Source organism: Bacteroides sp. OM05-10AA (genome assembly GCF_003439055.1).
Classification (GTDB): Bacteria; Bacteroidota; Bacteroidia; order Bacteroidales; family Bacteroidaceae; genus Bacteroides; species Bacteroides intestinigallinarum.
Map to the genome: position 1 here is coordinate 169,215 of NZ_QSUR01000004.1, position 13,934 is coordinate 183,148.

The window sequence follows — 13,934 nt, forward strand, 5'->3', positions numbered from 1 at the left end:
TTGGAGAATCGATTATCGGGCAAAACAACGACATATTGTAAAATAATATAATCAACGCATTCGCTAGTTCTATTGTATCAATTATTTATCAAATAAGAAAAGAAGATGACGGTTATTCATTGCAGTCATTCTTTTTTCTTTACACGAGAACCTCGAAATAGAATAAACTCTATTCAAGTTTTTAATAAATAACGAAGGGGTTTATTAGAAACGGTATCCAAGTTTATTATAAACTCTTTTTTGACGCTTTTAATACCTGAAATAGAATTATTGCAACAAAAATGGGCAAGAACCTTCACAGTTTCTTGCCCATTCGTTATCCTATGTTATGCATTTCGCACATCCACCTATTGAACTTATGTCACAATATTTATATCTTTCATCATTCGTTTTCTATTTTTAATTTCCCCAAATATACGAAATAAAAACGATAAAGTCAATAGAGAAAGCGTGGTTATCTGAAAATAAACACGTAAATTTGTGCCTCGAATTAGAAATAACAGTATAAATCACTATAAATAAAAACTTTATCACTATGGAGTACAATTTCAGAGAAATTGAAAAGAAGTGGCAGAAAAGGTGGGTGGAAGAGAAAACCTACCAAGTTACGGAAGATGATTCGAAGCAAAAATTTTATGTACTAAACATGTTCCCTTATCCATCAGGAGCCGGCCTACACGTAGGACACCCGCTGGGATATATTGCTTCCGATATTTATGCCCGTTACAAACGACTGCAAGGCTTCAATGTACTCAATCCGATGGGATATGACGCATACGGTTTGCCTGCAGAACAGTATGCCATCCAAACCGGACAGCATCCTGCAATCACTACCGTCAACAATATCGACCGTTACCGCGAGCAGTTGGATAAAATAGGGTTCTCTTTCGACTGGAACCGTGAAATCCGTACTTGCGATCCGGAATATTATCACTGGACACAATGGGCCTTCCTAAAAATGTTCAATAGTTACTATTGCAACGACGAACAGGAAGCCCGTCCTATCGAAGAATTAGAAAAGGCTTTTGCAATCTACGGAAACGAAGGATTAAACGCCGCTTGCAGTGAAGAAATCAGCTTTACTGCCGAAGAGTGGAATGCCAAAAGTGAAAAAGAACAGCAGGAAATCCTGATGAACTATCGCATCGCTTATCTGGGTGAAACAATGGTAAACTGGTGTGCTGAATTAGGAACTGTATTGGCGAACGACGAAGTAGTGGACGGAGTCAGCGAACGTGGCGGCTACCCCGTTATACAAAAGAAAATGCGTCAATGGTGTCTGCGTGTATCTGCTTACGCACAACGCCTGCTCGACGGATTAGATACGATCGACTGGACAGATTCTCTGAAAGAAACTCAAAGAAACTGGATCGGACGCTCGGAAGGTGCTGAAGTGCAATTCAAAGTAAAAGACAGTGATCTCGAATTCACCATTTTCACCACTCGCGCAGATACAATGTTCGGTGTCACCTTCATGGTATTGGCTCCGGAAAGCGAACTGGTGGCACAATTAACTACTCCTGAACAAAAAGCAGAAGTAGATGCTTACCTTGACCGTACCAAAAAACGTACGGAACGCGAACGTATCACCGACCGTAGTGTTACCGGTGTATTCAGCGGCTCGTATGCCATCAACCCGTTCACAGGTGAAGCAGTGCCCGTTTGGATCAGCGATTACGTATTGGCCGGATACGGAACAGGTGCTATTATGGCTGTACCTGCACATGATAGCCGCGACTATGCATTCGCCAAACATTTCGGACTGGAAATTCGCCCGTTGGTAGAAGGTTGTGATGTAAGCGAAGAAAGTTTCGATGCCAAAGAAGGTATCGTTTGCAACTCTCCGCGTCTTGATGTTACTCCTTATTGCGATCTTTCGCTGAACGGACTGACTATCAAAGAAGCGATAGAAACAACCAAGAAATATGTAAAAGAACATAATCTGGGCCGTGTGAAAGTGAACTACCGTCTGCGTGACGCTATCTTCTCACGCCAGCGTTACTGGGGCGAACCGTTCCCTGTTTACTACAAAGACGGAATGCCTTACGTGATCGACGAAAGCTGTCTGCCACTGGAACTTCCGGAAGTAGCTAAATTCCTGCCTACCGAAACAGGTGAACCTCCATTGGGACACGCTACTAAATGGGCTTGGGACACAGTAAACAAATGTGTAGTAGAAAATGAGAAGATTGACAATGTAACTGTCTTCCCGCTGGAATTAAATACCATGCCGGGATTCGCCGGTTCTTCGGCATACTATCTCCGTTACATGGACCCACGCAATCATAAAGCACTGGTTGATCCGAAAATCGATCAGTACTGGAAAAATGTAGACCTTTACGTAGGTGGTACCGAACATGCTACCGGACACTTGATCTACTCTCGTTTCTGGAATAAATTCCTGCACGATGTAGGCGTATCTATTATGGAAGAACCATTCCAGAAGTTAGTAAACCAGGGAATGATTCAAGGTCGCAGTAACTTTGTATATCGTATCAAAGATACCAACACCTTCGTTTCGTTAAACCTGAAAGATCAGTACGAAGTTACCCCTATTCACGTAGACGTAAATATCGTATCTAATGATATTTTGGATTTGGAAGCATTCAAGGCATGGCGTCCTGAATATAAAACGGCCGAGTTTATCCTCGAAGACGGAAAATACGTTTGCGGATGGGCGGTTGAAAAGATGAGTAAATCAATGTTCAATGTTGTCAATCCGGATATGATTGTTGAAAAATACGGTGCAGATACACTTCGTATGTACGAAATGTTCCTTGGCCCGGTAGAACAATCCAAACCGTGGGATACAAACGGAATTGACGGTGTACACCGTTTTATCCGCAAATTCTGGTCGCTGTTCTACAGCCGTACAGACGAATATCTGGTAACGGACGAACCTGCAACAAAAGAAGAATTGAAGAGCCTTCATAAATTGATTAAGAAGGTGACAGGTGATATTGAACAATTCTCTTACAATACATCTATCAGCGCATTCATGATTTGTGTAAACGAACTCTTCAACCTGAAATGCAGCAAAAAAGAGATTCTGGAACAGCTCATTATCACTCTTGCTCCTTTCGCTCCGCATGTTAGCGAAGAGCTGTGGGATGTACTGGGACACGAAACTTCCGTATGCGACGCCCAATGGCCTGCATACAACGAAGAATATCTGAAAGAAGACACTGTCAACTATACCATCTCTTTCAACGGAAAGGCACGTTTCAATATGGAATTTGCAGCAGATGAAACTTCGGACGCTATCCAGACGGCAGTATTAGCCGATGAACGTTCACAGAAGTGGATTGATGGCAAGACTCCGAAGAAAGTCATTGTCGTTCCGAAAAAGATTGTAAACGTTGTTGTTTAAAAACAAATTAGGCACGGATTACACAGATAACACGGTTTTGATTAATTAGAACCACGAAATCCTTGTAATCCGTGCCTAACATAATTATAAATCCAAATGCATAAACTGACAAAAGCGGAAATAATGAGAGAAGTGAAAGATTATATCTACATCACTCTCGGATTGATAAGCTATTCTTTGGGATGGGCAGTATTCCTATTACCTTATCAGATCACTACCGGAGGAACTACCGGTATCGGAGCTATTATCTATTATGCAACAGGATTTCCAATCCAATGGTCATACTTCATTATAAATGCAGTGCTGATGACCTTCGCCATCCGGATATTAGGTCCCAAATTTAGCATAAAAACCACTTATGCTATTTTCATGTTGACCTTTTTACTCTGGTTATTCCAGCTAGTGGTAAACAATTACATAAAAGCACCGGATATGACGCCTGACGGCAAACCGTTATTGCTTGGTATAGGACAAGACTTTATGGCTTGTATTATCGGTGCAGCCATGTGTGGTGTAGGTCTGGGCATCACTTTCAACTACAACGGAAGTACGGGTGGAACAGATATTATCGCTGCTGTTGTTAATAAATACAGAGATGTATCACTCGGACGAATGATTATGATCTGTGATGTATTCATTATCGGTTCCTGTTATTTTATATTCCATGATTGGCGTCGGGTTATCTTTGGTTTTGTCACTCTGTTTATCATCGGTGTTGTGCTCGACTGGATTATCAACAGCGCCCGCCAATCGGTTCAATTCTTCATCTTCTCCAAGAAATATGATGAAATAGCCGACCGGATTATTAAAGATGCCGACCGGGGAGTTACAGTACTCGACGGTACGGGATGGTACAGCAAAAACAACGTAAAAGTGCTGGTAGTACTTGCCAAGAAACGCCAGTCACTCGAAATCTTCCGCCTGGTGAAACGAATCGACCCGAATGCATTCATCTCACAAAGCTCCGTCATCGGTGTATATGGTGAAGGATTCGATAAACTGAAAGTGAAATAGGCAATTCACCAAGCCATAAACAACCTCTGTAAAAACAATATTAAACAATGAAACGCAAACTTGTATTTGCCACCAATAACGCTCACAAACTCGAAGAAGTGGCCGAGATTCTCGGAGATAAAGTCGAATTGCTTAGCCTGAATGACATCGGTTGCCACACAGACATTCCCGAAACAGCTGATACACTGGAGGGTAATGCCCTGTTGAAATCTTCTTTTATCTATAACAATTATCACCTGGATTGTTTTGCCGACGACACCGGTCTGGAAGTAGAAGCGCTGAATGGAGCTCCCGGCGTCTATTCCGCCCGCTATGCAGGAGGAGAAGGACACGACGCACAAGCTAATATGCTCAAACTGCTTCACGAACTGGAAGGGAAAGAGAATCGCAGAGCACAATTCCGCACTGCTATTTCTCTCATTCTGGATGGAAAGGAGTATCTCTTCGAAGGAGTGATAAAAGGCGAAATAATCAAAGAAAAACGGGGTGATTCCGGATTCGGTTACGATCCTGTATTCAGACCGGATGGTTACGATCAAACTTTTGCAGAACTGGGAAACGATATTAAAAATAAAATCAGTCACCGGGCATTAGCTGTAGAGAAACTTTGCGAGTTTCTGCAACGCTGATTATTCTGACTATTGTTTCGTCCAATTTATTACTCTGACATCATTGAATCCATCAACAGTCGATTCGAGTTTTGTGGATTTCTTAACTATATGATACAGAGTTTCATAAAAGAGATATTGCTTACTTCCAAAGAAAATTATTACTTTGCAGAAAAATAAAACGCAATGAAGAAAGTTACATTATTTACTCTACTGACGTTACTATTATGTACTTCATGTGTAACGAAAAAGAAGTTTATGCTCGCAGAGATGGCGGCTACCACAAGCAAAGATAGTTTACAAAGACTATTGACCGACTGCCGTAACACAGGCGACCAGATGTCAGCACAAATCAAGAAACTGTTGCGTGATACAACTCAAATGGGAAACAGTATCCGTCAGTATCAAAGTATGCTGAATGTGAACATGACTGAACAGGAAAAACTGAACGCCCTGTTAAGCCAGAAGAAAAATGAGCTTAGCGAAAGAGAACGCACTATCAACGAGCTGCAGGATATGATTAATGCTCAAAATGATAAAGTGCAGAAACTATTGAGCAGCGTGAAAGATGCATTGCTGGGCTTTAGCACCGACGAACTGACCATCCGTGAGAAAGATGGGAAAGTGTATGTAGCCATGTCGGATAAATTACTGTTCGAATCAGGAAGTGCCCGCCTGGATAAGCGCGGTGAAGAAGCTCTTGGCAAACTAGCCGAAGTGTTGAACAAGCAGACAGACATTGATGTATTTATCGAGGGACATACCGACAACAAGCCTATCAACACGGTGCAGTTTAAAGACAACTGGGATTTGAGTGTGATTCGTGCTACTTCTGTTGTTCGCATCCTGATTAAGAACTATCATGTGAATCCGCTGCAAATACAACCCAGCGGTCGTGGTGAATATATGCCTGTTGCCGATAATGAGACAGCAGAAGGCAGAAGCAAAAACCGCCGTACGGAGATTATCATGGCTCCGAAACTGGATAAGTTGTTCCAGATGTTGCAGACTTCGGAAGAAGCTAAATAAAAATCTTACTATAAAAGATTATAGACTTTATAGAGATAATAAATGAAATAGGCGTTTCAACTTTGAAACGCCTATTTTGTTATAATAAAGGAAATCCATTTCTTCGTGATAACTTTTCTTTCATTCCAGTATTATTTAATCGCATGTATGGTGTTGTATTCTGTTTTTCTCTACCGACACTTCGTTGCAATCTCGTGTCTGAATAAAATCTGATTCTTTATTTTTCTCCGCATCGGAAGTATAAATCAAATTATGACGTATCACCAGTCCATCAACAGCTTTTGCCCGAATAACAGATGAACTGTTTTTACGCATATAAAAATAGTTTTCTTCGATAGTAATGTTTTTATGAACTGCACCTTTATATTCTCTGTTTTCCGGAGCTATATTGATGACCGGTTCTCCGCAGTTTAAGAACGTATTACGACGGATAGTCAGGTCGTGCACCGGTCCGGATTCATACCAGCTCAATCCGTCATCAGCTACCAATATTCCACTCATTTGCATGCCATAGAATGTATTCCCCTCAATCAAAGATTTGCGACGTGTTGTGATAAGAATTCCTCTGGTAGGGATTCGTTCAAAATAGTTGTTTGTAATCCGTACTTCCGGTGTCCATAATACGTTCTCTACCACCAAATCTTTTCGTTGTATCACTTCCGGAGAAAGCGGGCCGGATAGAGTGAGTTCCATTTCGCGTGGTGTCACCAACTTCGCTTCTTTCACTTTGGCTTTTTCCACTGCCAACAGCGAAAGAGGATCAACCAGTTCAATATCGTCCCCTTTGAAGAAAGCTTCAAATCCGAAAGTCTGATCGTGCATAAAACGAACTTTCAAGCGATTCGGCGACAGAAATTCCGTCACCCGCAAATGCGTACCATGTATATTGATAGGATCATCGTGCGCACCGGAAAAACGAGAGTTCCTGATATCAATCATACCACGGCAGCCAGAAACCTGAATGAAATCAGCAAATCCTGCATTGGTACGTCCGGAATCCGGACGGGGAGCGAAGTTACAACGATCAAAAGTGACATTCTCACTATATTGACAGACCACTCCGAAGTTTCCCAGATAATAGAAATTAAGATTCTCCAGCTGTACATTCTTACTCCTATTAACAAATCCACTCACTTCATCACGGAAAGAATCGCGCATCTGAAAGACAATATGCAGTCCCACTTGAGGTTTTTCTTTGTATTGCAGATATAACACATTCGGACGGAGTTTCACCGCACGAATCAGATTTTCCATCGGACTCCAAGAGCGCCAGGTCATATTACTTGCACGATCATACGACTGTGCAATTCCATTCTTGAAAGACCAGCCATCGCCATACCATTCCAATTGTTCGTCCACAATCCGATACTGGGAGGTGGGATGAACCTGAACAATCAGGTAATCTTTTCCTTCTTCCAACACTTCAACTTCCGTCTGGGTGGGATGTTTATAATCGATATTAAGATTCTTCAAGATAATCCCTTCACACCTGTCGAGTACGAAGCTTGTCATTTCACCATTCATCTGCAAGGTTGATCCGCAACCGTCGATGGTGATATTCTTTAATGAATGAAGATATAGTCCGATATGTTTGGTTGGATCAGGATCCTCTGATTCGGAAGTGGTATTCGATATGTGATATAACACTTGTGTCGATTTCGAACGGTCCAGCTCGTAAATACCCGGCGAAAGTCTGACGGTAACCGGTTTCCCTTTATACCCGGCAGCCTTTTCCAAAGCCAACATCAGATTTTCATTATCTTTTCCCTGTTCCGGAGAAATTTCAATCACTCTGGACTGCGCAAGAATAGTCAACTGGATAAGCCAAATACTGACCACAAATAAAATGCATTTTCTCATGGTATTAATCATTAGATTTCACTTCTTCCACAAAGATAAAGATTATATATCTCCCTCCTATCATAAATACAAAACAGTCAAAAAATAGAATACTTTACTGCAAATATCCTATTCTTTGACTGTTTCGTACTTATATTTTTTAAAAAATTCGTCTACAATCCCAATTGAGCCGAAATCTCCAGCATCCGTTGAATCGGCTTCACTGCTTTCTCTGCCACTTCAGGATCTACCGTAATTTCCGGTGCTTCATTCTTCAGACACTCATACAGCTTCTCTAACGTATTCAACCGCATAAAGCTACACTCATTACATCCGCACGTACTATCGTTCGGAGGAGCGGGGATAAACGTTGTTTGCGGACACTTCTTCTGCATCTCATGCAAGATACCCGATTCGGTAGCCACAATATATGTATTTTCAGGATGATTCACGGCATACTTCAACAGGGCAGCCGTAGAACCTACCACATCCGCCAGTTTCAACACCGTACTCTTACATTCGGGATGTGCCAATACCAAAGCTTCGGGATGCTGTGCTTTCAGTTCCACAATCTTTTCAACCGAAAATTGTTCATGCACATGACAGGCTCCGTCCCAAAGTAACATATTCCGGTTCGTAACAGAGTTAATATAATTCCCCAGATTCCTGTCCGGACCAAAGATTATTTTCTCATCTTTGGGGAAGCTTTCCACAATCTGCTTTGCATTGGTGGAAGTCACCACTACATCTGTTACCGCTTTCACGGCAGCCGTCGTATTGACGTACGAAATAACAGTGTATCCCGGATGCTCTTTGACAAACTGCGCAAACTTATCTGCCGGACAACTGTCGGCCAGCGAACAGCCTGCTTCCATGTCGGGAACCAACACTTTCTTTCCCGGACAGAGCACTTTCGCCGTCTCACCCATGAAGTGAACACCGCACATCACAATAATATCCGCTTCCGTTTTTGCCGCCCATTGAGCCAGTGCCAGACTGTCGCCAACGTAATCGGCGATGTCTTGTATTTCACCCTTCTGGTAGTAGTGACCCAGAATGATTGCATTCTTCTCTTTCTTTAGCTCGTTAATAGCCTTTATTAGTTCATTCATTATTATATTCTTTTTTCTTTCCTTCTAAAAAAAATCCTTTGTTAGTAATGATAGCCTGTTAATAGTGTTAGCAAATAAATCCGTTTTTTCTTGCCGGATAAGTTATTAGTCCACACTTCCACTTTATGAGTCCGTTATGAACGGAAAAAAAGAAGAAGATATCCTATCTATTCACTTCATTATCAATGAGAGTACCGACAATAGACAGTTTGCTATTAACTCCCTGTTGATAAAGTGCAAAGTTAAAAACTTTATGGATATAAACAGATAGATAAGTGCTGAAAAATATGTTTATGTCTGCATGGAAAGTTTTGATTTTATTTTTTGGAATGTTCATAACGAGTGCCTCATATATCTTCTTTTGAATAATGCAAGAATTATTTTTCAAAATCTTTGCCGATAGTTTTGACAGGTTTTAAACCGTTATCAACATCTCTGTTAACAGAAAAGAATTACCTTTGTAGCAAGAACGTAATAAAAGAAAAGACGTATGCGTAAACTGAAAATAACAGAGCTGAACCGTATCAGCGCCGAAGAGTTCAAACAGGTTGAAAAACTGCCTCTGGTAGTAGTGCTGGACGATATTCGTAGTTTGCACAATATAGGTTCTGTGTTCCGCACTTCGGATGCATTTCGTATTGAGTGCATTTATCTTTGTGGTATAACAGCTACTCCTCCACATCCTGAAATGCATAAGACAGCTTTAGGAGCAGAGTTCACTGTTGACTGGAAGTATGTTAATAACGCTGTTGATGCTGTTGATAACCTCCGAAAAGAGGGATATATCGTTTATTCCGTAGAACAAGCGGAAGGGAGCATCATGTTGGATGAACTTGAACTGGATAAGACGAAGAAATATGCCATCGTGATGGGAAACGAAGTGAAAGGGGTACAACAGGAGGTTATTAACCATTCAGATGGCTGTATAGAGATTCCTCAATATGGTACGAAGCACTCCTTGAATGTTTCTGTAACTACCGGTATTGTAATTTGGGATTTGTTCAAAAAGCTACGTTAGCGGCTTCAAACCGCATTGGTTAATAAGTAGTTGATAACTGGTGGATAATGTAGTTAATTTGCTTATAATCAATATATATAGAATTGTTCATAAGTATAGAATCCAAATGATGTAATTATACTCTTTACAGGATATATAGATGCTGTTTATAGGGGATATATATCCTGCGTATTGGACATATATGCGCTGCACGTTGGATATATAGTTCCTGTAAGTAGCATATATAGCTCTTGCACATTGCTTAGATTTGCCCGTTCTCTACCATCAACACCACACGTTCTGTTAGTTTGTCCTCACCCTGCGGATCATATTCCTTTTTGAGGCTGGCACCGAACAATGCGGCAAATGCCTGATAGAACCCTGCTTTGAAAGGTCCCATAAATGCTTTTACCAGTTCATAACTAGTCTGGTTACTTTGACGGTCTACTAACTTTATCAACAATTTTCCCTGTGTAAAAGAGAGTTTCTTCATTCGGGCAGTATATTGATCTTTCAATCCTTTTTCAACCCGTTTGATATGTTTCTGACGGGCTTTCTCATTGGGTAGTGTCTGAAGATATTCGTAAGTTTCGATGATAGCCTGGTTAATTTCTCTGGAAATAGGATATACTTTTTTCACATTCCGAATCAACCGATAGTATTCCTGGCGTTCTTTTTCATTTTTGAATTTAAGTGGTTTGAAGATATACACAGTTGGTAGCTGGATAGATGGGATTGTATCTCCGTTGTAGATACACATCGGAACCAAATATCCATTGATGCTCTGCTTTTCCTGCGCCTGTAAATGTAGTGAGCAGCAAACAGTGGCAAACAGTATCATTACTACTATGTTAAGCCTTCTTTTCACGATACAAAAATAGAATTAAAATTTTATTATTTAGACATTTATCCCGGACGTTAACCTATTTAAAGTATCTTTGCAGCCTTGTCTGTAAAAAAGCAGGAAGAAAGATACATTTTATTGATGAAAACTATTCAACTTTTACGGTTGATAAGTATTATAAACAGCCTGTTAATAATTCCTGCTTGTAGTGCTCAAAACCCTTCTGAAACTGTTTTAGAAGATATTCTTGAAGATTTATCTGTTAATAATGATACTGATAACTCTGTTAATACACCCAATTGGGAAAATGAGTTGGAAGAACTTTCCAATCGTTTGCAGGAACCGGTTAATTTAAATGCTGCGACCCGTGAACAACTTCGTCAATTTCCTTTTTTAAGTGATATACAAATCGAACATCTGCTGGCTTACATCTATATACACGGACAGATGGAAACGATCTACGAACTTCAGCTGGTAGAAGATATGGATAAGCAAACAATCCAGTATTTACTGCCTTTTGTCTATATAAAAGCTATTAACAATGAACCTGTTTTTCGGTGGAAAACTATGTTGAAAAGTGCAGGTAAGTATGGGAAGAATGAACTGTTAACTCGCTTTGATATACCGTTTTATAAGCGAAAAGGTTATGAACAAACCTATTTGGGACCTTCTGTTTATAACTCTGTGAAATACAGTTTCCGGTACAGTGATCGGCTCTATGCAGGAGTCGTTGCTGAAAAGGATGCCGGAGAGCCTTTTGGGGCTTTGCATAATCGCTATGGCTATGATTATTATTCCTTTTATCTGTTATTAAAAGATTGTGGACGGTTAAAAGCGTTAGCTGTTGGTAACTATCGTCTTAGTTTCGGACAAGGCTTGGTGATTAGCACCGATTATCTGATGGGAAAAACAGTCTACGCTTCTTCTTTCAACAGCCGTAGTAGCGGGATAAAGAAACATTCTTCCACTGACGAATACAACTATTTCCGAGGAGTAGCTGCCACTGTTTCTTTGGCAAAAGATTGGGATATTTCCGGTTTCTATTCACATCGTTCTCTGGATGGAGTAATCACTGACGAAGAAATCACCTCTATCTACAAAGCCGGGCTGCATCGAAGTCAAAAGGAAGCGGATAAAAAGAACCTGTTCACCATGCAATTAACAGGTGGAAATGTGAGTTATCAACACAACCGTATCAAACTGGGTATCACTGGTATTTACTACCTTTTCAACCGATCTTATGAACCGGAATTAACAGGTTATTCCAAATACAATCTTCATGGAAACAATTTCTATAATCTGGGGATTGATTATGCCTATCGCTGGCATCGTTTTTCTTTTCAAGGAGAGACGGCCATAGGAAAACAAGGTTGGGCCTCTTTGAATCGTTTGCAGTATTCACCGGTTCAAAACACTCAAATCATGTTGATACATCGATTCTATTCATATAATTATTGGGCTATGTTTGCCCATTCATTTGGTGAAGGAAGTACCACTCAAAACGAACAGGGGTATTATATCGGATTGGAAACTTCTCCTTTTGCTTATTGGAAATTCTTCGCTTCATTTGATTTATTTTCGTTCCCGTGGAAAAAATACCGGGTTAATAAACCTTCTCGTGGAACAGATGGTCTGGTTCAAGCTACTTTCACTCCATACAGCAATTTATCCATGTATCTAAAGTATCGCTATAAACAAAAAGAACGTGACTGGACAGGCAGTAAAGGAACACTAACACTTCCTATTTTTCATCATCAACTTCGCTATCGTTTGAACTATTCTTTAGGAGATGTGTTAAGCAGTCGTACAACTTTAGATTATAATCATTTTCATTCTCAGGACAGAGCTGCTAATAAAGGATATCAGGTTACACAAATGATATCCTCCCAACTGCCTTGGGCCAGGCTGTTTGCTGACGTTCAGGGCAGTTACTTTTTTACAGACGATTATGATTCGCGTGTATATATCTCGGAAAGCGGATTACTCTATACGTTTTACACTCCGTCCTTCCAAGGGCGTGGATTCCGGTGTACGTTTCGTTTGCGATATGAACTGAATAAACATTTCCTGTTAATAACCAAATTCGGTGAAACCGTCTATCTGGACCGTAACGAGATAGGTTCCGGCAACGATTTGATCTGTGGAAATAAAAAAGCAGATATGCAAATGCAACTGCGTATCAAGTTTTAGGCTATCTTTGTGCAGAACTAATTGGAGAAATTAGTAGACAAAGTGAACAGTTTAATTTTGCGGTGTTAACTAAGAATGATTAGTTGATAAAGTGGTAAATTGTAAATGATAAAATTAGAATAAAATGACTATTATTTTTCCTTCACCCATCTTCGGCCCTATCCATTCCCGCCGTTTGGGCGTTTCTTTGGGAATCAATTTATTGCCGGACGACGGTAAGGTTTGTTCATTCGACTGTATTTATTGTGAATGTGGTTTCAATGCCGAACATCGTACGAAGAAGCTTCTCCCTACCCGTGAAGAAGTTCGTGCGGCTCTTGAAGAAAAACTGAAAGATATGCAGGTGAACGGTCCCGCTCCTGATGTACTGACCTTTGCCGGAAACGGTGAACCAACTGCGCATCCCCACTTCCCGGAAATTATAGAAGATACGCTTGCGCTCCGTAATCAGTATTTCCCGAAAGCAAAAGTGAGCGTATTGAGTAACTCTACGTTTATTGATCGTCCTGCCGTGTTCGAAGCATTGAACAAGGTAGATAATAATATTCTGAAACTGGATACAGTGGATGAAGAATATATCTATCTGTTGGACCGTCCTAACGGAAAATATTCTGTGAGAAAAATCATCGAAAAGTTGAAAGAGTTCAAAGGAAACTGCATCGTACAAACGATGTTTCTGAAAGGAGGTTATCAGGGAAAGGACATGAATAATACATCTGATAAATATGTGCTTCCCTGGATAGAAGCAGTGAAAGAAATCGCTCCCCGTCAAGTGATGATTTATACGATTGACCGGGAAACACCCGACCATGATCTACAGAAAGCTACGCATGAAGAATTAGACCGTATTGTAGCTTTACTGGAGAAAGAAGGGATTTCGGCAACAGCTTCTTATTAAAATCTATGTGGTAGATATACCTGTGCCGAAAAG

The 13,934-nt window shown here is 40.6% G+C and carries 10 protein-coding genes; 7 read left to right on the top strand and 3 right to left on the bottom strand.

Annotated features, from left to right (window positions below; translation table 11 throughout):
* The first annotated feature begins 535 nt into the window (after positions 1-535).
* The 4 genes from leuS (at position 536) to DXB58_RS04640 (ending at position 6,021) form a co-directional block, all read left to right on the top strand.
* Positions 536-3,370 carry a leucine--tRNA ligase gene (gene leuS / locus DXB58_RS04625; protein ID WP_122136058.1) on the top strand — a complete coding sequence of 945 codons (2,835 nt, stop codon included), beginning with the start codon at positions 536-538 and terminating at the stop codon, positions 3,368-3,370.
* A 96-nt stretch (positions 3,371-3,466) separates the two neighbouring features.
* Positions 3,467-4,384 (top strand): YitT family protein, encoded by a 918-nt coding sequence (locus DXB58_RS04630; protein WP_117933319.1) that lies wholly within the window; start codon positions 3,467-3,469, stop codon positions 4,382-4,384.
* 47 nt (positions 4,385-4,431) lie between these two features.
* On the top strand, positions 4,432-5,013 hold the full coding sequence (locus DXB58_RS04635; RefSeq protein ID WP_122136059.1) for a non-canonical purine NTP diphosphatase: 582 nt from the start codon (positions 4,432-4,434) through the stop codon (positions 5,011-5,013).
* A 165-nt stretch (positions 5,014-5,178) separates the two neighbouring features.
* A complete protein-coding gene (locus DXB58_RS04640; RefSeq protein WP_122136060.1) occupies positions 5,179-6,021 on the top strand; it encodes an OmpA family protein in 843 nt (280 codons plus the stop codon).
* Positions 6,022-6,156: 135 nt separating this feature from the next.
* Here the strand turns inward: DXB58_RS04640 and DXB58_RS04645 are convergent, their stop codons facing one another.
* Positions 6,157-7,881 carry a right-handed parallel beta-helix repeat-containing protein gene (locus DXB58_RS04645; RefSeq protein ID WP_233527231.1) on the bottom strand — a complete coding sequence of 575 codons (1,725 nt, stop codon included), beginning with the start codon at positions 7,879-7,881 and terminating at the stop codon, positions 6,157-6,159.
* Positions 7,882-8,033: 152 nt separating this feature from the next.
* The gene (nadA, locus tag DXB58_RS04650; RefSeq protein ID WP_122136061.1) at positions 8,034-8,972 is read right to left on the bottom strand and encodes a quinolinate synthase NadA; all 939 of its coding nucleotides are present in this window, start codon (positions 8,970-8,972) and stop codon (positions 8,034-8,036) included.
* Between the two features lie 490 nt (positions 8,973-9,462).
* On the opposite strand from nadA, the gene DXB58_RS04660 reads away from it, so the two are divergent.
* Positions 9,463-9,990 carry an RNA methyltransferase gene (locus DXB58_RS04660; protein WP_117933345.1) on the top strand — a complete coding sequence of 176 codons (528 nt, stop codon included), beginning with the start codon at positions 9,463-9,465 and terminating at the stop codon, positions 9,988-9,990.
* 241 nt (positions 9,991-10,231) lie between these two features.
* Here the strand turns inward: DXB58_RS04660 and DXB58_RS04665 are convergent, their stop codons facing one another.
* The gene (locus DXB58_RS04665; RefSeq protein ID WP_199487919.1) at positions 10,232-10,810 is read right to left on the bottom strand and encodes a DUF4294 domain-containing protein; all 579 of its coding nucleotides are present in this window, start codon (positions 10,808-10,810) and stop codon (positions 10,232-10,234) included.
* A 144-nt stretch (positions 10,811-10,954) separates the two neighbouring features.
* Between DXB58_RS04665 and DXB58_RS04670 the strand changes: the two genes are divergently transcribed.
* Positions 10,955-13,003, top strand: a complete 2,049-nt coding sequence (locus tag DXB58_RS04670) for a helix-hairpin-helix domain-containing protein (protein WP_122136062.1) — start codon at positions 10,955-10,957, stop codon at positions 13,001-13,003.
* A 124-nt stretch (positions 13,004-13,127) separates the two neighbouring features.
* On the top strand, positions 13,128-13,901 hold the full coding sequence (locus DXB58_RS04675; RefSeq protein ID WP_122136063.1) for a radical SAM protein: 774 nt from the start codon (positions 13,128-13,130) through the stop codon (positions 13,899-13,901).
* The last annotated feature ends 33 nt before the right edge of the window (positions 13,902-13,934 follow it).